General features: G+C 52.2%; 14 protein-coding genes. 3 read left to right on the forward strand and 11 right to left on the reverse strand.

Features of this window, described 5'->3' with window-relative positions; all coding sequences use genetic code 11:
* Nucleotides 1-63 precede the first annotated feature (63 nt).
* Together bamA and HU175_RS04935 are read right to left on the reverse strand one after the other, a co-directional pair.
* Entirely contained in the window at nucleotides 64-2658 is a 2595-nt protein-coding gene (gene bamA / locus HU175_RS04930; RefSeq protein WP_176565526.1) for an outer membrane protein assembly factor BamA, read from the reverse strand.
* Nucleotides 2659-2766: 108 nt separating this feature from the next.
* Complete coding sequence (locus HU175_RS04935) at nucleotides 2767-3504, reverse strand: isoprenyl transferase (RefSeq protein WP_176565527.1); 738 nt, start codon at nucleotides 3502-3504, stop codon at nucleotides 2767-2769.
* Between the two features lie 186 nt (nucleotides 3505-3690).
* Here HU175_RS04935 and HU175_RS04940 point away from each other — a divergent pair, with 186 nt between their 5' ends.
* The 3 genes from HU175_RS04940 (at nucleotide 3691) to HU175_RS04950 (ending at nucleotide 8870) form a co-directional block, all read left to right on the forward strand.
* Nucleotides 3691-4722 (forward strand): fasciclin domain-containing protein, encoded by a 1032-nt coding sequence (locus tag HU175_RS04940; RefSeq protein ID WP_228724325.1) that lies wholly within the window; start codon nucleotides 3691-3693, stop codon nucleotides 4720-4722.
* A 91-nt stretch (nucleotides 4723-4813) separates the two neighbouring features.
* Nucleotides 4814-5695: an FKBP-type peptidyl-prolyl cis-trans isomerase gene (locus HU175_RS04945; RefSeq protein WP_176565528.1), complete on the forward strand. Its 882-nt coding sequence runs from the start codon at nucleotides 4814-4816 to the stop codon at nucleotides 5693-5695.
* Between the two features lie 244 nt (nucleotides 5696-5939).
* Nucleotides 5940-8870 (forward strand): TonB-dependent receptor, encoded by a 2931-nt coding sequence (locus tag HU175_RS04950; protein WP_176565529.1) that lies wholly within the window; start codon nucleotides 5940-5942, stop codon nucleotides 8868-8870.
* Between the two features lie 77 nt (nucleotides 8871-8947).
* Here the strand turns inward: HU175_RS04950 and HU175_RS04955 are convergent, their stop codons facing one another.
* The 9 genes from HU175_RS04955 to HU175_RS04995 form a co-directional block, all read right to left on the reverse strand.
* Complete coding sequence (locus tag HU175_RS04955; RefSeq protein WP_176565530.1) at nucleotides 8948-9742, reverse strand: 3-hydroxyacyl-CoA dehydrogenase; 795 nt, start codon at nucleotides 9740-9742, stop codon at nucleotides 8948-8950.
* 7 nt (nucleotides 9743-9749) lie between these two features.
* Nucleotides 9750-10442, reverse strand: a complete 693-nt coding sequence (locus HU175_RS04960; protein ID WP_176565531.1) for a YjjG family noncanonical pyrimidine nucleotidase — start codon at nucleotides 10440-10442, stop codon at nucleotides 9750-9752.
* 191 nt (nucleotides 10443-10633) lie between these two features.
* Nucleotides 10634-12046 carry a tetratricopeptide repeat protein gene (locus tag HU175_RS04965; RefSeq protein WP_176565532.1) on the reverse strand — a complete coding sequence of 471 codons (1413 nt, stop codon included), beginning with the start codon at nucleotides 12044-12046 and terminating at the stop codon, nucleotides 10634-10636.
* Nucleotides 12047-12073: 27 nt separating this feature from the next.
* The gene (locus HU175_RS04970) at nucleotides 12074-13093 is read right to left on the reverse strand and encodes an OstA-like protein (protein ID WP_176565533.1); all 1020 of its coding nucleotides are present in this window, start codon (nucleotides 13091-13093) and stop codon (nucleotides 12074-12076) included.
* A gap of 341 nt (nucleotides 13094-13434) precedes the next feature.
* The gene (locus HU175_RS04975) at nucleotides 13435-14478 is read right to left on the reverse strand and encodes a class I SAM-dependent methyltransferase (protein WP_176565534.1); all 1044 of its coding nucleotides are present in this window, start codon (nucleotides 14476-14478) and stop codon (nucleotides 13435-13437) included.
* Nucleotides 14479-14591: 113 nt separating this feature from the next.
* Nucleotides 14592-16250 carry a hypothetical protein gene (locus tag HU175_RS04980; protein ID WP_176565535.1) on the reverse strand — a complete coding sequence of 553 codons (1659 nt, stop codon included), beginning with the start codon at nucleotides 16248-16250 and terminating at the stop codon, nucleotides 14592-14594.
* A 74-nt stretch (nucleotides 16251-16324) separates the two neighbouring features.
* Nucleotides 16325-16816, reverse strand: coding sequence for an NADH-quinone oxidoreductase subunit C (locus tag HU175_RS04985; RefSeq protein WP_176565536.1), 492 nt, complete (start codon nucleotides 16814-16816; stop codon nucleotides 16325-16327).
* A 41-nt stretch (nucleotides 16817-16857) separates the two neighbouring features.
* Nucleotides 16858-18795: a M1 family metallopeptidase gene (locus HU175_RS04990; RefSeq protein ID WP_176565537.1), complete on the reverse strand. Its 1938-nt coding sequence runs from the start codon at nucleotides 18793-18795 to the stop codon at nucleotides 16858-16860.
* Nucleotides 18796-18941: 146 nt separating this feature from the next.
* The gene (locus tag HU175_RS04995; RefSeq protein WP_176565538.1) at nucleotides 18942-21158 is read right to left on the reverse strand and encodes a bifunctional alpha,alpha-trehalose-phosphate synthase (UDP-forming)/trehalose-phosphatase; all 2217 of its coding nucleotides are present in this window, start codon (nucleotides 21156-21158) and stop codon (nucleotides 18942-18944) included.
* Nucleotides 21159-21289: the final 131 nt, after the last annotated feature.

The following is a 21289-nucleotide window of genomic DNA, read 5'->3' on the forward strand; positions in this document are numbered from 1 at the left end:
GGAGCTCGATTGGTTAACTAAATTCCTCTCCTGATTAAACGAATAAAGCGGCCGGATTCTTATCTATCTGATCTGCTGGCCAATCGTGAAGTGGAACTGACCCGATGGCCGTTCTTTCACGCCTGGAATCCGGTCGAAGCCATAGCCGTAGTCAATACCGATCAGACCAAAGGCGGGCATAAAGATCCGGGCACCAAAACCAGCCGACCGTTTCAGATCGAACGGGTTATACTGGCTATAGCTTCCCCAGTTGTTACCAGCTTCGAGGAAGCCCAGCACAAAGATGGTTGCCGATGGGTTAAGCGAAACCGGGTACCGCAGTTCAGCTACGAATTTGTTGTAGGCTACCCCACCACGGCTCCGTACGTTCGAGTTGGTTGTCTGGTCGTAGTCGGCGGTGTAAACGCTCCGGTCATCATACCCACGCAGACCGATAATGTCCTGCGCCAGGGCAAACTGACCTTGTCCGGCTAGACCCGAACCACCCAGGACGAAGCGTTCGAATGGACCAATTTCCGTCCGACGGTTATAGCTACCCAGGAAACCCATGTGCGCCCGTGCGTTCAGCACCAGCTTGCCAAATACCGTCTGGAACCAGCTGGCGTCGAACATCCATTTGTGGTATTCAACGAGTTTGTACTGATCTTCCGCGCTTGACAAGGCTGAGGTACCCCGGAAGGCCGACCAGGGGGGCGTTAACGAACCGCTCAGCGAGAACGACGACCCCGACCGTGGGAACTGTGGATTGTCAATGCTGTTACGTGCCAACGTCGTGTTGAACGTCAGGTTATTCGAGATACCGTTGCTGTAACCGATATAGAAAATATCCAGGTTATTCAGGTTGTAGCGCTGGTACGACAGCGAGTTGCTCAACGTAAAATAATCATCGGGGACTTTCAGCTGACGGCCAAGCCCTACCGTGAAGGCGGTGTTGGTATACGATCCCGTTGGGGCACGTCCTTTGAGGGGTTGATATAGGTTACCATAAGGGTTATTTACGTCATAGAACGACTTATAAACCGTATGGCTGGCACTAATCGAGAACGCGTTTGGCTTGCGGCCACCTAACCAAGGCTCCGTGAATGACATTGAGTACACCTGATATTGCTGACCGTTGGCCTGAAAACGAACCTGCACCCGTTGTCCATCGCCGGCGGGTAGTGGACGCCAGGCGCCAAAATTCGGAATATTACGCGCCGAGAAGTTGTTAAATGTTAGACCTAACGTACCGACGAAACCAACGTAACCGCCCCAGCCACCAGACAATTCAATCTGATCGGATGGTTTTTCTTCGACCGTGTACTCGATATCAACCGTACCGTCGGTTTGCGGAACCGGATTGATGCCGATTTTCTCCGGATCGAAATAACCCAGCGTAGCTAATTCGCGCTGCGTCCGGATCAGCAAGGTTTTAGAGAACTTCTGGCCCGGTAGCGTCCGGATCGACCGCATCACCACGTGGTCGCTGGTTTTTGTATTGCCGTTCAGTACAACGCGGTTAATTGACGCCTGTTTCCCTTCAAAAATTCGGATCTCCAGATCGATTGAATCGCCGTCGATTGATTTTTCGATGGGTTGCGCATTGTAATACAGGTAACCATCGTCCATGTAGAGCGAGCTCAGATCCTGACCAGGGTTGCCGTTGAGCCGTTTTTCGAGGTCTTCGGGGTTGTAAACATCCCCTTTGACGACGCCCAGCACTTCCCGCAGCCGATCGGCCGGGTACAGATAGTTACCCGAGAAGTCGACCTTGCGGTAATAATATTTGTGTCCCTCGTCGAGCTTAATGCGAAGACTGATGGTATTATCCGGGTTGTGAACAACGCTGTCGTCTTCGATGATCGCATCGCGGTAACCAAGTTTGTTATAGTACTCGATTAGCTTCTGCTTATCTTCCTCGTATTTCTTGGGAACAAACTTGGACGGGCTGAACAGACGACCAAACCGTTTCTGTTTGGTACTTTTCATTTTCATCCGGACAGTCGCATCATCCAGTTCCTCCCGACCGTCGAAAGTAATCTTGGCGATCTTAACTTTCTGGCCTTTGTCGACCAGAACCCGTAGGGTCGCGTTATTCCGGCTGCTATCGGGGATGGTCGTGATCTTGACTTTCGTGTTCAAAAAGCCTTTGTCAACAAAGTACTTCCTGACGGCCAGTTGTGTGTTCTTGATGATCGTGTTGGTTACGATCTTGCCCAGGTTCAGCTTTGTTTTGTCTTTAAGCTGGTCCTGCTCGCCTTTCTTAACCCCCATAAACGATACCCGGTATAGCCGGGGACGTTCACGCACAACAAACGTGAGGGCTACTTTACCCTCACCCGCGTGGCTGGCTTTAAGCTCAACGTCGTCGAGCAAACCTGAGTCCATGAGCTTGCGGCTGGACGAACCGACAATTTCACCCGGAATACGTACTTTATCCCCCACTTTCAGACCGGCCAGCGAAACCAGCGAGTTCGGGTCAAGGTAACGGGTACCGGTTGCGTTCAGGCTGGCAATTTCGTATTCCTTAGGGTTAGCGTAATTCAGCAGATCGTCGTTGCTGGCCGGTGCTTCTACGCCACGACCGACGCCAACGCGTACCTGTGCCTGAACGGTTGCGGGCAGCAGGCTAATGAGCAAAAGCGTTGCTCCCAATAAAACGTTTATACGGTGTTCCAAGTTGAAGTACGTATTATTTGTTACTTGTGGGGATTCTTTTTCTGGGCGATTGGTTGCAAGACAAGTCAGTAAAAATTGCTGTTAATCAGCAATCTACGCCCAAGTGAACTAGCTGGTTAATTGCTCGCTGGTCTTACCAAACCGGCGCTCACGCTGCTGATAGCTTAAAATGGCTTCGTGCAGGTGTTTTTTACGGAAATCGGGCCACAATACTTCGGGCATATACAGTTCGGAGTAGGCGAGCTGCCAGAGCATGAAATTGCTGATTCGCATTTCGCCACTGGTCCGGATCATCAATTCGGGATCGGGAATCCCACCTGTTGCCAGGTGCTGACTGAAGAGTGCTTCGTTGATCTGCTCGGGCTGAATCTGACCGTCCCGCACCGCTGCTGCCAGCTGGCGGGCGGCCTCGAGAATTTCCCAGCGGCCGCTGTAGCTAAGCGCCAGAATCAACGTCAGACCCGTATTTTGCTGGGTGGCTTTAATCGCATCGGCCAGTTCCCGGCGGCAGTCGGCTGGCAGGCTGTCGGTCTGCCCAATCGTTGCCAGCCGGACGTTGTTGTCCATCAGCGTTTTAATTTCCCCTTTGATTGTATGTACCAGTAGCGTCATCAGCGCATCAACTTCAAACTTCGGACGGTTCCAGTTCTCGGTAGAAAATGCATAGAGCGTCAGGAACTTGACGCCTAATTCGGCGCATCCTTCCGTAACTTCTCGGACTGCCTTGATCGCACTGCGGTGACCAAACACCCGTGCTGCGCCCTGCTGTTTTGCCCAGCGTCCGTTTCCATCCATGATAACGGCGATATGCTGAGGCACATTGCTCGGCTCAATGAGTTCCTTCATCCCAATAGGGGAGTTTTAAGATTTATTAACAAGACCGCGAAGTTACAGAAATTTACGCAGAAGGTCAGTACGTTGCCCTTCAGGGAATACGCAAATTGGTTAATAAACGAGGCCGTCGGATTCGCGTATATTTGCGGACACGATTCGGGTGAAATAGCTGGCGGATGATCGGCGAGCCGGGAAACGATGAAATATCGACCCGCTACGGACGTTTCAATACTGCCGCCCGAGTTCAAGATCGTTTACACTATTATGCGCCGTTTTCTGCTGACAGGCTTTCGCCACACGCTTATTGTTCTGGGAATCGTATTGGCTGCCATCGGGTGCAGCCCGGAAGAAGCGACCGTAGCCGAGCCCAAAACCATTACGGATATTATACTGGAAGATGAACAGTTCAGTATGTTACGGGCGGCCATGAATTACGCCGGTCTGGGTGATACGTTCAAAGGCGGTAACCTGACGCTGTTTGCACCAACCAATGCTGCGTTTACAGCCGCCGGTTTGGGTAATGATGCGGCTATCCGCGCCCGTACACCCGGTCAGGTTCAGGCGATGCTGCTATATCATCTGCTGCCTGCGCCCGTCGAAACCGGGGCGTTGCCAACGGGGCAGAACGCCATCGATATGGCGAATAAGGGTACGGCGTTTATCAACAAAACCAGCGACGCGGTTATTGCGATCAATAATGCCAGCATTACGCGGACTAACGTAGCAACTGCCAATGGCTATATTCAGGTTATTGATCGGGTGCTGACACCATCAACCGGAAATCTGCTGGCGGCTATCGAGGGCAATCCGGACCTGACACTACTGGCGGCTGCCATCCGGCGGGTGGGTACAACGAATACAACGATTGCCACTACGTTCAGCACGACCGCTACATCCATGACAAACCCGGCTACGGTGTTTGCGCCCAATAATGCCGCCTTCCAGGCCGACGGTCGGTTTACAACTCAGACAGCCATCGCTTCCGCCAATCAGCAGACGCTGGCGAATCTGCTGCTCTATCATATGGTGTCGGGGCTGGTATTTTCGAATCAGATTCAGACGGGGTCGCTGATTTCTTCGTTTAATAATAGTCGATTCACAACGATTGTTGCCGGGGGGCTGGTTACGCTCAAAGGCAACAGTAATTTCCGGACGGGTTCCGTTAAAACGGCCGATCAGGTGGCTAATAATGGCGTTCTACACGTTATCGATCAGGTTATGCTGCCCTGACTGGTAAAAAAAAAGTCAACGGTTTGCCAACGTTTCGCCACGAATAGGGGTCAGTAAGCGTAGTAACAATTGGTAGTTAATAGTTTTTTTCATGCGCAAGCTCTTTTTACCCATCCTCGGCGTCGTATTAATGAGCGGTCTGACCGCCTGTATGAAATCAGTCGATTCATCAACCGAACAATACACGCAGAACGATACCGACATTAAGAATTACGTTACGCAGAGTAACGCTCAATGGACACCGAGCAGCACGGGGCTCTATTACCGGACGCTCGTGGCTAAGCCAACGGCTAAACAGGCGGCTGTTGGCGAAGAGGTTGAATTTACGTACAAGGCGACCAATATACTGACGGGCGCGATCGTCGATACAACCATAAAAGGATACCCGGTTTACTACCCACTGGGCGTAAACTCAATTCTGCCCGGCCTGGAAGAAGGCGTAAGTCTGATGCGGGAAGGAGAAACGACGGCGCTGCTGATCCCCTCATACCTGGGTTATGGCAGTGAAGCTAAAAAGAATCTGCCCGCTTATTCAGTTGTTCGGTTCGACGTAACGCTGAACCGCTCCCGGACGCAGGATGAGCAAATTAATGAGTACATCACGGCTCAGAAATTTATGAATATCGAATCGACCGGGACCGGACTGCGGTTCATCAGAACGAAAGAAGTAGCAGGAGCCTCCACGCCAGGTATTGGCCAGACGCTGACCATTCGATACAAAGGTAAAATGCTACGTTCGGCATCGGCTTTTGACAGTACAGGAACCAGTACGTTCGATGCTGTATTGGGTCGTAATACGTACGTAAAAGGTTTTGAAGAAGGTCTGGCGAAATTAAAGATCGGAGAATCGGCCACTATTATCTTCCCATCCACACTTGGGTATGGAACAACGGGAGTAGTCAGCAATAACCGCTATGTAATTACGCCGTATGCGCCATTACGGTTCGACATTGAGCTGGTGTCAGCTAAGTAATTAACTGAATCACTCGTTGAAAAGGGTCGCCATGTGGCGGCCCTTTTTTTGTGTTTTCTGTATGGCTGGTGTTAAACCCTGCCTATTATTTATTTGGTATTATTAACTATATACTTTTTATAATTTGATGAACTAATAGAAATGTAAAATAATATTTTATATGTTTGCAATGAGTACAAATACGTAACCTATGTTAAATAATTACTTAAAGAGTCGAATTGCATTAAGTTTTACGTTTAGTTTATTGACACTAGCATCAGTGCTGGCACAGGGAATCAAAGGGAAAGTTACCGACGAGATTACCGGTTCGGCTATTCCCGGGGCCACGGTGACCGTTCTGAACACAAGTGCTGGCGCGACAACCGATGCCGAAGGGAATTACACCTTACAGGTAGCGCCCGGCAATTACACCTTACGGGTAAGTTTTGTCGGATACGGATCGCAGGGAGTAACGACTAGCGTCGAAGCCGGGGGTACAACCACAGTCGATGTGAAACTACGAGAAAGCGCGTCCAGCCTGTCAGAAGTGGTTGTTACGGGTTCACGGGCGCAGACCGCCCGGACTAATATTCAGACGGTGGCCCCCGTTGATGTAATCTCAACCAAAGAGTTAAAAGGATTCGCTCAGGTCGACGTCAGCCAGATCCTGAACTACGTAGCCCCTTCGTTTAACTCAAACCGCCAGACTGTAACGGACGGAACGGACCACATCGACCCGGCCTCGCTGCGGGGACTTGGGCCCGACCAGGTCCTGGTACTGCTAAACGGCAAACGTCGGCATACGACGGCGCTGGTCAACATTAACGGATCGGTGGGCCGTGGTTCGGTTGGAACCGACATGAACGCCATCCCGGTAGCGGCCATTGAACGTATTGAAGTGTTGCGCGATGGCGCTGCTGCTCAGTATGGTTCCGATGCCATTGCCGGGGTAATCAACGTCGTCCTCAAAAAAGGATATAGTGGTTTGACTGCGTCGCTGACTGGTGGCCAGAGCTTTACGACCATGAATTACAATGTACCCATTATCGGAGGGGGGACCCAGCAACGCAGCCAGCGACTGCACGACGGTGGTGTGTTGCAGTTCGATATTTCAAAAGGGTTTCGCCTGGGATCGCGGGGTTCGTTAATGATTGCCGGCCAGGTGCAGGACCGGGGCCGAACAAACCGCAGTGGTGAGGACAATGCGCCGACGATTTACCTGGGTGCTAACGCGGGCTTTCCAGCAACGCCCACCGGGCAGGTGCAAAACACCTTCCGGACGCAGTTGCTGGCCCAGGATCAGACACTCATCCAGCAGCGTGGTTATGATCGGCACAACATGGTTATCGGTAACTCGTCGGCGCGGAACTACGAACTTTTCGCGAATGGTAACCTGCCCGTTGGTCAGAGTGGGAATTTTTATTTCACCGGTGGCGCTTCGTACCGGACCGGCACGGGTTATGGAAACAATCGAATTCCCGTATCGCGGGTGCAACAGCCGCTCAGCGCCGATGGCTCGCTCTTCTACCCGGACGGGTTTCTGCCAGCCATCAAAGCAACGATCAACGACCGGTCGTTACTGGCGGGCTACAAAACCAAACTTGGTCAGTGGAATATGGACCTGAGTAATACCTATGGCCAGAATGCCTTCCGGTTCGACGTGGAGAACTCGGGCAATGCTTCGCTGCCAAACAGCAATACACAGCAGACACAGTTCTATGCGGGGAATCTGCGATTCAGCCAGAATACGGCAAACCTCGATTTCTCGCGCCTGTATGAGCAGAAGTGGGGCGTTCGCAGCCTGAACCTGGCGTTCGGGGCCGAGTACCGTATGGAGAACTTCCGGATTGAAGCCGGGGAAGCCAACTCATACATTGGGGCCGACATCAGAAAATCGGTTCCGCTGGCTCCTTATACCATCAATGGTGCGTCGCCTGGAACGACGCTGGCACTGCCTGGCTCGCAGGTATTCCCCGGTTATCAGCCATCGGATGCCATCAACAAATCGCGCTCGAACATAAGCCTGTACGCTGATGTCGAGGGTGAACTGTTCCGCCGGCTGCTGCTGGACGCGGCCGCGCGCTACGAAAATTTCACGGATTTTGGCTCGAAGCTGACGGGTAAACTGGCGGGCCGGTTACGGATCTTTGACGGGCTGAACCTGCGGGGGGCTATCAGTACCGGCTTCCGGGCACCCAGCCTGCACCAACGCTATTTCCAGAACACCAGTACGCAGTTTGTGAGCGGTATTCCGTCAAACACTCTGACCGTAAACAACGACAACCCGATTGCCCGGCAGACCATTGGTGTCGATGCCCTGCGCCCCGAAACGTCGGTAAACTATACGCTGGGGCTGACCAGCCAGTTGGGCCGGCAGTTTTCTATCACGATCGATGCGTACCAGATTGACATTAAAGACCGGATTCTGTACTCGGGTTCGTTCAGTCGTGCCGTGCTGGGCTTTGCCGCCGATCAGTACGTGGGTATCAACAACGTTCGCTTCTTCGCCAACGCGGCTAACACCCGAACCCGGGGTATCGACATCGTCGCTACCGAACGCATGAAAGTAGGGGCTGGGCAGCTCAGTATCACGGCTGCAATCAACTTCAACAAAAATCTCGTTCAGTCGATCAATCCAACACCAGTTATCAACAGTGCAGCCAATAATGAAGGCAAAGGTGGTAACCCCGATACGTGGTTCCGCAATATCTTCTTCGACCGCTCGCAGGTAGCCCTGCTGGAAACGGGTCAGCCGCAGAACAAGATCAACCTGAGTGCTACGTACTCGATTGGTAAGTTTGATATTACGGCGCGAACCGTTCGCTTTGGCTCGGTAACGAATAAAACCAACCTCGATCCGTACGCCACGAACGCGAGCGGTGCGTACTACAACGCCCAGTTCGCCCGGAATGAGAACGGCGCGCCCTACATCGATCAGACTTTTACGCCGATCTGGATTACCGACCTAACACTCAATTACCGGGTGAACAAAATCATTTCGCTGACGGTTGGCGCAAATAACCTGCTCGACGTGTATCCGAACCAGATCTACATCGACCCACGTAACGCGGTCGGTTCGATTGACTACGCATCAGGTCGTGATGCGTCGAACCGGGGCCGTTTTCTGTTCGGTTCGAACCAGGGCGGTTTCAACGGCCGCTTCCTGTTTGGTCGCCTGAACGTTTCAATGCCCTAATCCATAGATGATTAAAAGCACGAAGCCCGGCCGATTCGAATCGGCCGGGCTTTTGTGTGTTGATAGAGCCTGACGGTTCATTTTGGTGCCATTCGGATAGCGCCATCCAGTCGGATGACCTCGCCGTTCAGTATGGGATTTTCGATGATGGCCTGGACCAACTGGGCGTATTCGGCCGGGCGGCCCAATCGGGCAGGAAAGGGTACCTGCTGACCCAGTGAAAGGCGAGCGTCTTCGGGTAAGCCCGCCAGGAGCGGGGTTTCGAACAAGCCGGGCGCAATCGTCATGACCCGAATGCCCGACCGGGCCAGATCGCGGGCAATGGGCAAGGTCATACTGGCAATTCCGCCTTTTGAAGCCGCATAGGCTGCCTGACCAATCTGTCCGTCGAAAGCGGCTATCGATGCCGTATTGACAATAACGCCCCGCTCACCCGCAAACGGACTATCGTTAGGCTGAGGATCGTTATGCTCCATTGCCAGGGCCGCCAGTCGAACGACGTTGAACGTACCAATCAGGTTAATCGCAATAACTTTCTGGAAGACGGCCAGCGAATGAGCCCCGTACATACCGGCAACCTTTCCCACGGTTTTTCGGGCTTCGGCAATGCCCGCGCAGTTGACATTGATATGGAGGCCACCAAACAATTCGACGGCCAGGTTGACGGCCGCCTGTACGTCAGCTTCGTTGGTTACATCAGTCTTGATAAATCGCGTGTTAGAGCCGAGTTCATCGGCCAGCGCTGTGCCGCGCTGCTCGTTCAGATCGGCAATGACTACGTTGGCACCCTGACTGACCAGCAGCCGGGCGGTGGCTTCGCCCAGGCCAGAGGCTCCTCCGGAAATTAAAGCGGTGGATCGAGATACATCCATACCATCGTTAGAGAATATCCATCAGTTCGCTCCAGTGGCGAATGTTATACGTAGGCTGTTCATCAACTGAAATACCCGCCGGATTGTAAAACACCGTATCGAGTCCGGCACCTTTGGCCCCCAGAATGTCGGCTTCATAATTATCGCCAATCATCAGGCTGTCAGCTGCGTTGGCTCCGCTGATACGTAGCGCGTATTCGAAAACCAGTGGATCGGGCTTCTTGGCATTGGCGTTTTCGCTGGTAACCACGTTGGTAAAGTAGTGGGCTATTTCGGCGCTGTCCATTTTGATAGCCTGAATCTCAGCAAAACCATTCGTGATGATATGCATGGGATAGCGCCCATGCAGGTGATCCAGCAGTTCTCTGGCTGATTCAAGCAAATGCGGTTTGTAAGGCAGCAGGCGCAGGTATTCGGCGTTGAGATCGGCTTTGATCAGAGCGGGGTCAATGCCCAGTGCGCGGAAAGCCATCGGGAATCGATTCTCCCGAATGTATGTGTGCTCAATCAAGTTTTTGTCGTAGTCGGCCCAGAGTTTCTTGTTGATGTCGATGAAGTGACGGCTAAACTCGCTTTCTGATGTAATACCCGCATCGGCTAGCCGAAAGGTCGTATACAGTTCGGAAAGACATTCGGCCGAATTGCGGTCAAAGTCCCAAAGCGTGTGATCAAGGTCAAAGAAAAGGTGTTTGTAAGGCATAAGGAGGCAATAGGGTTACTCAACAGTTCGGCTGATCATTGCCACGTAGCAACGGTCAGTATAGAAATACCAATCGCAGGAAGCCGTGAAAAATTTGTTCAGCCATTAGAAAAAAGCTGGCCAGTCGATAATACGTTGGTGTACGTATCAGACTGGCCAGCTCGTAAGAAAATAGGCGTTATCAGCCGTGCTTATCGGGTGTAGAGCGACCCTTTGGCAATCGTTGATTCATATTCAAAGTTGATCGTTTCCAGGAATTTACCGGTTACCCAGCCAATATCCGAGTCACGGATAAACACCATCCGCTTGGACGAACCCTGGCGGGCATAGTCGTTCGCGGTAGCTTCGAGTAGCAGCGCGCCCGCAATGAGTTGCTTCTGGCTAACCAGATTCTGCATCGTGCGAATATCCTGCGACGCTTTTGCCAGAACAGCGGGATCGCCGATATAGGACAGGTCGGGACGAACCAGCGATGCATAATCGCTGAGGGCGAGCCGCTTGAATTGATCGATGTCCTGTTTCGTTATAGCAACCGCCGTGGTGGTTGACTTATCGGGGTGCAGATAGGTAACCAGGGCTTTGATAATATCACCACCAACACCAATGGTTTTGCGTTGCTGAAAACCGCTGCCTGCCGGCGCCAGACTACCTTCTGGAAGAGCGGCTATCGCCTTCTGAACGGCTTCCCGGTAAGTGTCCAGGGCCATTGTCCGGTTGGGGTCAACCTGATTCACCAAGGTCATTACGCCCAGGGGAGAAACCGTGTGGTGAAAGGATTTATTAGCATCGAAATAGCCACCCATTGTGCTGGTATTGCCTAGATTGAGAGCAAAGGTCGTTGGCCATACTTTACGCGGAATGGCTCCAATCGTAAACAGCTCAGCTTCGCGTTCGGCCGTTAGCGTCGTGTCAATTTTCAGGCTGCTGCCACCAGGCAGAATGCTGGCCAGCTCGTCGTACAACCGGTTTTTGTTCATCAATTTACTTTCCTTACCGCCCTTGACATCGCTGCTGAAAACGATGAATACGCGCTCGTTGGGAATATTATAACGCTGGATCGAATCCAGGCAGCTTTTCAGCGCCAGCTGGCGCTGACCAACCGCGCCGGAAGCGTCACTGACCAGCGTAATATCCGGAATGTTGATAACCGAGCGAATATCTTTTTCGTAGAAATCGCTTTCGTACTGGGTCTTGAAAATCGCCAGTTTGATATCGGAAGCACCCACCTGAATGCCAGCATACAGGTTCTTGCCCGAAATATCCCGGATGATTTCATTGACCCCCCAGGCACTGGCTACGTATTTGAGCTGAGCGTACTGCCCCCGGGCAATCTCCAGGTAATGAACGGCCGCATCGTAGTCTTCCAGATCATTGTAGGACGTCCCCAGCATTTCATTGGCAACGGCTTCCCAGTAAAGATTTTTTGATTGCACGGCAGGCAGTGCCCGTTTCAGCAGACTGATGGATTCATCGGACTTGTTGACTTCCCGCAGTGTACTGGCAAGCTTGATAAAATGGATGGCCTGTGTAACAGACCGGGCATCCTGAGCAATCGCAGCCGTAATGGAGCAGGTCAGGACAAACGCGACTAACAACTTTTTCATTTTAAGTGAATTGGTAGGTAAACAAGACTAGTGAAAACGTTTCTTTTTATTGAGTTCCCGCTCCAGATCGCTGAGATCGGCGGTATACGCGTTGGCAGAACTGGCAGTTGATCGGACCGGGGTCGTACGGACAGCCTGCCGGAATGTTGGGGCAGATGCGGTGTACACCTCCGGTGAAATCGCAACACGGGGCTGAGACTGCGCTGGTTCCGCTACGGCTGTTGGTCTTTCCAGTATCGCTGCCAGAGCGGGGTTTGTCTTCGTTTCAGGAACTACGACTGGCTGGGTATTACTGACTGGTTTGGACGTAGTGACTGGCCGGGTAACCGGCGCTGTAACTGCTACAGCCGCTGGTTCGACAACGGTCACCTCCGTTATCTGCTGAGCAGGTATGGCTTTAACCAGGCGCTGCTCGGTTACGGTCGGGTAAATCACTTTTGGTAGTTCCGTTGAACGCTGGGTAACTGTATTATACACCAGTGATTCTGATTTTACGGTGCCCTTCCGGGTTGCCAGCTGAACGGATTGCTGACAGGTGAACTGCTTTAACTGAACGTTGTAGGTCCCTTTGAGGCTGGTTAGTACGTTTTTGTCGGTAACGATGCGGCCTTTCTGGGTGTAGGTGACAACACCGGCCGTCAGATCGTAATCGAGCTGGGTAGTGGTGAGGATGGTTCTGTGATCCTGAAACATGACCCGGCCATACACCAGCAAATGCCGATCGGAATAAGCAAAGACGGCCGAGTCGCCACGGGCCGTTATAGAGTCTCCCTGCACGATCAGAACGTGGCCATAGGCCCTGACAGCGTGGGCCGCTACATTATGGACTGCCCGATCGCAGAACAGAACAACGCCTTTATGGCGCAGCTTAACATTGCCCGCCAGTTTCTGGGTCAGGTCCTTTGCGTCGACAACATCTGCCGTCAGTTGTTCGGGTAAATTTAAACCTGACTGGGCACGAACAGCCTGGACTACCAACAAGCCAACGACCAGGAAAATAAATCTGATAAAAAGTCCGGAGCTAAGTACACGTTTACAAGCAGCCATAGTAGGTATGGAAGCCGTTTTGTATCTGTTTTTGAATAAAAACTAACTAATGGCGGGCTTCCGTGGCTAATAGGACTAAGTGCTTTTACCTAAGTCACTCATGTAGAATACTAGGCTAGATAGGACATATTGAATTATTTTAAAAATTATAGGCCGTTACAAACTCCTCTCTGTAATGTTGTTGTGTATACTTTTTGTGGTAATTATTGATTTAGAGTAGTAAAGACCATGGTTTACATTGATCGGCAATTGAACAAACAGATGATTCGCTGGGACTGAAAAAAAACGAAATAATCGGTGTCGTAGAAAGGAGAGACGTGAAAAAGCAAGCGTAAAGCATCTTATTTTCGAGCCACAACCATTGCCCGACCCGGTAGCGTCCGATACCAAATGACCTTATACGGGCGCAGTCCGGCCGTTTCCTGCCACTGCTGTATTTCAGCGATTGAATAATTTCCGGCTGTGCTACTAAGTCCGTAAAAGAGGTCGGTGCTGCTACCCACCAGTTCGGGTTTCGCACCGGTTTGGGGGCGAATGAATTCGTTGACGATGAAAACTCCACCTGGCCGCAATGCCCGGCTTACCTTACTGGCAACATCCTGATTCTGGTCGTTAGTGAAATGGTGAGCCAGGCTCGAAAGCAGTACGATATCATACTGGTTTTCACCAAAATCATCGGTCAGGGCGTTACCTGCTTGATGAACAACCCGATCGCCCAGCTCCTGCCGGGCCAGGAGGGGGGCGGCCTGCTCGATGGCCTGGGGTAGATCCAGAATTATCGACCTGAGTGCTGGTAATTTTCGGCAAAGTGCCGCTGAGTGCTGCCCATGCGAACCGCCAATGTCGAGCATGGCAGTAGCCGATTTAGATACTGGCACCCGGCGGCTAAACTCACGGGCTTCAGCGCTGCTGGCGGCTACCATGGCTTCCTGATAATACTGCCACTGCTGTGGAGATAATGTATCGTGATACTGAATGCCCTGTCCCGTTTCCAGGTAATCGCCCAGGTGATTCAGCCAGTCCCAGACAACCCGATTATTGAAAATCATCATGCCCTGCACCGACTGGGGATCGTTTTTCAGAGCAAACCGGCGGGCCATTCGGGTCAGTTTGAACTGTTCCTTTCTGAACGTAAAATATCCCATTGCCGTCAGCAGGCCCATCAGTTCACCCAGCGCTTTTCGGTTGAGCCGCAGGCTGGTTACCAGCTCGTCGAGCGATTGTGGACCCAGTGCCAATGCGTCGAAAACGCCCTTATCGGCCGCTTCCAGAACGGCCTTCGCCATCACCGGCATAACCTGCGCATGAAGCAGGGGAATAGGAACCAGGTTGGCCTGTAGCGCGAACCACTCGAATGGATTTTCGGGAGAAATCTTGAGTTGCATGCAAAGAAGTATGTATGCCTATAACTCAGCCCGCCCGATTTTGTGCAGTTTTGAGGGAATAAACTGCACGTAGGTGCAGAGCGAAAAGGTACTGTGACGTTCGATTCCCTAGACTAAAAGCTTTTAACCAGAACTTTCTTTACCTCGTCGAAGGAAGCCGGTAAGGGCGCATTACGCTTATCCACTTTTCCCGTCCGACCAATGATCGTCGCTGATATTTCTTCGTTCGACCGCAAATAACCAAGCAGGTCTTCGAGTTGACTGGACGTTGCCAGCAGATGATCGCCAGTAAGTTTGTTCTTCGCGCTGAATTCAATCCACAGACGTGGGTCATCGCCGAAAGCTGGGAGATAGACCAACGCAAAATCCTGGATCCGGTACGTATCGCGAAGTCGCTGTGCGTCTATGGCTGCCTGTCGTCCACCCTCGGAATTGGGACTGGTCAGAAGCAAATAAACAACCTTACCCCGGTTGGCGTTGAGAACCCGGTCCAGTAGGGCGCGTCCATCCGTAAACGCATCTCGGGTAACGAAGATGCCGTTGCCGAGGTCAAGCGCGTTCGTTGCTACCTGGGCCTTCTGTAAGGTTCTCACCGCCTGCCGAACCTGGGAACTGTCCTTTATCTGTAGTGCATAGAGTTCGGCCAGCGATTGTTTGAGCGCCGGATCGTCAATCCGGGGCCGGGCATAATCGTAAAGCAGTGCCGAGAAGTCGAGAGTAAGGCCCGGTAAAACATCGGCCAGCCAATAAGCAGTCACGTAGTCCGTAGCGGCTTCCTTGAATTTGGTACGGGTGCGTTGCTGGAGTAATTCATAGAAGACCAGCCGCTGAATGGTATCGTTGCTGCGTTTGATAAGGCGATTAAAGAAATTGATGTCCGACGCCTTGGCATTATTGTTATCGACGTAGCCCTCCAGCCGGGAGCGTTCATCGTCGGTAACACGTCCGTAGCGAAGCAATAAATCCGAGAGCGATCGGACAGATAAACCGCTGTTCTGACGGGTAATTTCCGGGGTTGAGCTTTGTTGAACTGCATACACGGCAAAGCGATTCATGGCCAAAGCACGGGCCGCGGTCAGTAATCCATCGTCGGCCGGGCGGAGCGTATCACTTAACGTAGCGTCGATGTCGTTTCCCAGAAACTGAGCCCGTTCGTAGAGGAAAGCCGCTGCGTTGTAGCGCGCGACGGAGTTGAGCCAGCGGCTAACCAGAGGAAATGGTTTTTCCTTTTTTGCATAAGCCAGAAAAGGAGCCCGGTAGGCGTCGAGGGCAATCTGATAGGCAAATACGTCGCTCTTACCCTCGGTGCTATTTGTTATTTTACGGCCATCAGGCTTGTTAGTGTATGTCGCTTCAAAGGCTTTATAACGGGCATATTGCTGATTTACCTGGGCATTTGTGCCCGCAAACTGAAAGGGGACGGCCGCCGTAAACAGGGAATCGGCATTCAGCGTTATTGTTACTGTTCCAGGAGCCGCCAGAAAAGCGGTGGAGATTCGCCCGTAGGTAAAATACATTTCCTCCTGCGTGTAGATCAGCGGGAGCGACACGCGAAACGTACCATCAACGGCTAGGGGAGCCGGACGGACCAGCTCGCGGCTGGCCTGTAGAATGTTGTTTCGGCTGACGAGCACCGTGGGCGATTCGCGGTACAGACGGGCCGACAGGTTTTTGATCTGCCCCGTAACAATCACCGAATCGACCTGCGCCCAGCTGGCAGTTGTCAGGAAAAGAAAGAAAAGAAAAAAGGGTACTGTATAGCTGTTTCTCATTGCTTCACAAAAGGATAAAGCAATAACAAACGAAAGTTATAAACTGTCAACCCGATCCCTAAAATTGGCCTAAATCAGGTGGTTTTGATACCGTGATACTGATCGTCTTCCTTGTAATCTTTCCGCAATGGATGCCCGTTCCAGTCGGTGGGCAGCAGGATTCGGCGCAGGTCGGGATGGCCGGTGAAGGAAATACCGATCAGGTCAAACGCTTCCCGCTCGTGCCAGTCGGCCGTACGCCAGATGTGGGCAACACTCGGAATCGCGGGCAGGGCTTTCTCTCCTGTATTCCGCGGCACCGTAACCCGGATCATCAGGTCGTGCTCATACGGAATGGAGGTGAGGTTATAGACTACATCCATCGTATCAGCCGCCGGGCTATTATCCAGCCCTGTCAGGCAGGCCAGCAAATCGAAGAAAAGCCGGTCGTCATCGCGCAGGAACTGGCAGACCGCTACCAGTTGATCAGCAGGAACAAGTATGAAAGGCTGTAAATTCTGCGTATTAGCCTGAAGTGTCTGCGGAAACTGCTTCGCTAACAGGCTGTATATGTCGGTGAATGTCATCGTATCAGGTAATACCGTTACCGGGTGATTCAACCACAAAGTTATACCAGCCAGGCCAGCCATTGCATCCAATTCTGAAGCCAGAACAGAAACGACGTAGCGTATTTGGCGGCTGGGGCGGTTGAAGGCTGCAGCGTCAGACTGTTGTTGTTGAAGTTGGTATCCATGTAGAGCTTCTGCTTCGGATCAGCTTTGGCCCAGACAACCTTGGCGTTCTCGGTCAGCGTAAAGGCCCGCTGGCGTCCTTTGCCATCCCAGAACAGGAGTAGCTCCTTGCCATTGTCAAAATGAACCAGTATGTCCAGCGGCATCTGACCATCGGCCTTACGCTGAACCAGTACCGTCGAGCGGTAGCGGTTCCCCTGTTTCTGGTTGCGAATGCTGGTCAGTTCGTAGTCAACGACCTTATCCCCATAGAGCGCCTGATCGAAGAACCAGTTCATATCCGGGCCGTACTTATTGCCCAGGCGTTTGGGTACGATTTCGTTGACAATGCTGATAAAGCTATCGGCGTTCGGGTGTTTGAACTGCCAGCGCTGAAAATACGTCCGCATGATTTCGTCCATGACGGGTTTACTGACGAGACCTTCCAGCGTTTTGAGCCAGGTCGCCGTTTTGGAATACGTCAGCACCCCGTACTGACCGTCGGGGAGCTGCCAGGTATTTCCGAACGAGGAGCCAATGGCCGGATTCCGTTGGTGAACATAGCTGTCCCGCGAACTTTCCGTGTCACCCATTCGAAAGCCTAGCAGCTCAGCCGCCGATGAGCGAACGCCGTACGTATCGTCCATCACTCGACCTTCGTAATACTGATTGAATCCTTCATCCAGCCAGGCTTCTTCGAATTCGTTTGACGCCAGTAACTGCATGAAATACTGGTGGCCGAATTCGTGAACCGTCACCGTTTCGGGAAGTCGAACTCCTTCCGGTACAAACCAGGCCGTGCCCGCCGTAATGAACGTAGGGTACTCCATACCGCCCGATCCGCTGGCATGCACCGGGGGATCGACAATGGTCAGGTTAGGGAAGGGGTATTTACCAAGATTCTTATCGAAGTAAGCCAACGCGGCTTTGATGGCGTCCAGATGCCGCTTGGCCTGACCAGCATGTTCGGGCTGGAGCAGCAGCTCGATGCTGACGTGTTTCCATTTGTCGTTCACGACCTGAAAATGCGGAGAAGCTGTCCAGGCGAAATCCACTACGTCTTCGGCATGCCAACGTAGTGTTTTGGTGCCGTTAGGATTCTTTTTCTCGCCTACCATCAGCCCCGTGGCTCCCACCCAGAACTGGGTTGGTGTAGTGATGTTGACGTCATAAACGCCGTAGTCGGCGTAGAATTCGGAGTGAGCATGAAACTGGTGGCAGTTCCACTGACCCTGCGTTGCGTAGCGGGTACCGGCCGGCTCGTAGACGCCAATTTTGGGGAACCACTGCCCAACCAGAAAGTAGTCGCGACTGAACCCCGTGCGAGCAAAGATCTTTGGCAGTTTGGCGCGGAAGTTAATATCTAGAACAATTGTTTCGCCGGGACCGACGGGCTTGCTTAGCGGCACCCGGATAACCGTATGGTCATTTTTATTTTGATCGTCGGGCTGAATGAACTGATAAGCCAGTGACTCACCACTCCGTACCTTCATGGAAACTACGTCGATGGAGCCATAGGGGTTTTCTTTGGCATTACGTTCAATCTGGTCCCCCCGTAGCTGCCCCCCCGACTCGCGCATGAACGTCGACTGCTCGTTTCGGAACGCGTTTAGATACAGGTGGAACTGCAGCTCCCGAATAACATCGCCCGACGGGTTGCGCCAGGTCAGGGTCTCGCGGCCGGTTAATTTTTTGGTGGCCGGGTCGAGCGTTACGTCAATCTGATAATTGGCCAGCCGAGGACTCAGTGGTTTCGGAAAAATAGCCGACGGGGTTTGCCCGAACGTCAGCGAAGCGAAACAGAACAACAGCAGAAAAGGCAGGAGTCGTTGCATAGCCGTCAAAAAAAGAAAGACCAGCCCCGATACGTGTCAGAGCTGGTCAAATATACTGGATTATAAAAACTATGGACAGGGTTATAGGATTTGTAGTTTACAACAGTATTGAATCCTGCCAATCCTGTAATCCTATCTATAACCCATCAAGAATTAACGAGGGAGTCGCTCATGAGCTGAAGTAGCGTTTCTACATCGTGCTGACGGGCCAGACGATACTGGGCAAACGAGGTGCCCGTACCTACTTTGATCGTATACGCCCAGTTCGGCATTTGTCGGAACATGTCTTCGTCCGTTGTGTCGTCGCCAATGCTGACAATAAAATCATACGACTCCTGTTCGTATAGCGAGCGGGCCACTGTTCCTTTACTGTGTTGCGCCGGTTTGATTTCAATAACCTTGTTTCCCTGAATCACCGTCAGCGGCACCGACGATTGAACGCTACGTAACTGGGTGGCCAGTTCGACGGCCCGGCTCTCGATATCGTCGGCCGTGGCCCGGCGGTAATGCCAGGCAATGGCTGTCTCTTTGGCCTCAACAAAGGTGCCCGGAAACAGGTCAACGTATTGCTGAAGCAGCGGACGAATCAGATCGACCCAGTTGCCGTCCGATAGGTCCAGCCGTTGCCAGTCCTGGTCTGCTTTTTTGTGAAAAGCGCCGTGTTCGGCCACCAGCTGTACAGGTAGTCCCTCGAATGTTTTCTCCAGGAACGTCCGGTTCCGGCCGCTGATGACTACTATATCGCTTTGCTGCGCCAACTGCGCCAGCACCTGATGCATAGTTTCCGACAGGTGGGCGTCGGCTGGATCGTTGACCAGCGGAGTCAGCGTACCGTCGAAATCAAACAGTAACAAACGACGACTGGCGTTGTCGAAAGCTGTCAGGTAAGCGTCGACAGACAGGTTTGTTTCCAGGACAGGGTGTTCATCGGTAGCGTGTTCGAAAGTGTTCATAAAGTCGTGGCTCCAGCGGAAGACGTTGTGATTCTGGAGATGGTTGCGCATAATCTGCATACGTCGTGCCTGTTCGGCGGGCTCCATTTCCAGAGCCTGCAAAATGGCTGATGCGACTTCCTGCGTGTCGGTTGGATTGATGATTAAAGCATTGGTTAATTCCTGGGCGGCCCCCGTTAGTTCACTAAGGATAAGTACACCCTGATTGTCAAACCGGCTGGCAACAAACTCTTTGCAGACGAGATTCATGCCATCCCGGACGGGCGTAATCAGGGCTATGTCGCAGGCCGTATAGGAAGCCAGCAGTTCGTTGAACTCCAGCGATTTGTACGAGTAGACAATGGGACGCCAGCCAATACTGCCGTACGACCCATTAATCCGGCCGACTGTTTCATCGATCTCGCGCTTGAGTTCCTGGTAATGGCCAATCTGATCGCGGGAGGGTACTACGTTCATCACAAAGGTTACCCGCTCGTGCCAGTCCGAATTTTGCTCCAGGAAGCGCTCATACCCCTGCAAACGATACGTAATACCTTTGGTGTAATCGAGTCGATCGACTGAGAAAATCAGTTTATGAGGGGCAACCAGCTTCTGATACCGCTGCTTGATCTCGATAACTTCCGGCGTCTGACTTTCCAGATTGAATTTATTGTAATCAATGCTGATCGGGAAGTCTTTGACCACTACCGATCGTTCGGGGAGGACTATGCGCTGGTTGATAGTAGGCAACCCCAATACCTCCGCGACACTTTGCAGAAAGTGGCTTACGTAATCGGCTGTATGAAACCCGACGACATCGGCGCCTAAAACTCCGCCGATGAGCGCCTGACGCCAGGCACGGGGCAGAAGTTTGATGATCTCGTAGTTAGGAAAAGGAATATGGAAAAAATAACCAATGCAAGCTTCCGGAATGGCCTGCCGTAGCATATCGGGCAGCAGCATCAGCTGAAAATCCTGAATCCAGATGAGGTCGCCGGGTTCGATAATAGCTACCAGTTCTTCCAGAAAACGGGTGTTGGCCTGTTGATAAGCCTCGAAATCTTCTTCCCGGAAAGAAGCGTAGGTGGGGAAGTAGTGAAATAGGGGCCAGATCAGGTCGTTGGCAAAGCCCTCATAAAACCGCTTGTGTACATCATCATCGATGAAAACCGGGTGAGCAACGAAGTTCTCGTTCTCGAAAACGGAGCTGGGAAGATCTGCCAGATTATTGCCTGCCTGGCCAACCCAGTGAATCTTGGGCGCGTGTTCTGACGTTGACTGTCCTACCTGTTCGGCCAGCGATAGAACGGCTGAAACCAGGCCGCCTGAATTCTGGAAAATTTCGGTGCCTTCGTTCGTGCGTTTAATCGTAAAAGGTAATCGATAGGCAACAATGATGATACGGTTGTGGGATTGTTTAACACTAGTCATACGTACAGTTTAGCGTCTGACAACGCCGGATAGATGCCCGTAAAACGTATAATACGATTTCGGTTTGGCCGAAAGTGAGCCGGTAGCTGGTAGGTGGGCCCTTGTCATTACCATTCGCGATAATGATGGGT

Source organism: Spirosoma sp. KUDC1026 (genome assembly GCF_013375035.1).
Classification (GTDB): Bacteria; Bacteroidota; Bacteroidia; order Cytophagales; family Spirosomataceae; genus Spirosoma.

Coding starts and splice junctions, on each gene's coding strand:
- HU175_RS04935 (WP_176565527.1), bottom strand. CDS start 3,504: ATGAAGGAACTCATTGAGCCGAGCAATGTGCCTCAGCATATCGCCGTT.
- HU175_RS04940 (WP_228724325.1), top strand. CDS start 3,691: ATGAAATATCGACCCGCTACGGACGTTTCAATACTGCCGCCCGAGTTC.
- HU175_RS04945 (WP_176565528.1), top strand. CDS start 4,814: ATGCGCAAGCTCTTTTTACCCATCCTCGGCGTCGTATTAATGAGCGGT.
- HU175_RS04955 (WP_176565530.1), bottom strand. CDS start 9,742: ATGGATGTATCTCGATCCACCGCTTTAATTTCCGGAGGAGCCTCTGGC.
- HU175_RS04960 (WP_176565531.1), bottom strand. CDS start 10,442: ATGCCTTACAAACACCTTTTCTTTGACCTTGATCACACGCTTTGGGAC.
- HU175_RS04965 (WP_176565532.1), bottom strand. CDS start 12,046: ATGAAAAAGTTGTTAGTCGCGTTTGTCCTGACCTGCTCCATTACGGCT.
- HU175_RS04970 (WP_176565533.1), bottom strand. CDS start 13,093: ATGGCTGCTTGTAAACGTGTACTTAGCTCCGGACTTTTTATCAGATTT.
- HU175_RS04975 (WP_176565534.1), bottom strand. CDS start 14,478: ATGCAACTCAAGATTTCTCCCGAAAATCCATTCGAGTGGTTCGCGCTA.
- HU175_RS04980 (WP_176565535.1), bottom strand. CDS start 16,250: ATGAGAAACAGCTATACAGTACCCTTTTTTCTTTTCTTTCTTTTCCTG.
- HU175_RS04985 (WP_176565536.1), bottom strand. CDS start 16,816: ATGACATTCACCGACATATACAGCCTGTTAGCGAAGCAGTTTCCGCAG.
- HU175_RS04990 (WP_176565537.1), bottom strand. CDS start 18,795: ATGCAACGACTCCTGCCTTTTCTGCTGTTGTTCTGTTTCGCTTCGCTG.
- HU175_RS04995 (WP_176565538.1), bottom strand. CDS start 21,158: ATGACTAGTGTTAAACAATCCCACAACCGTATCATCATTGTTGCCTAT.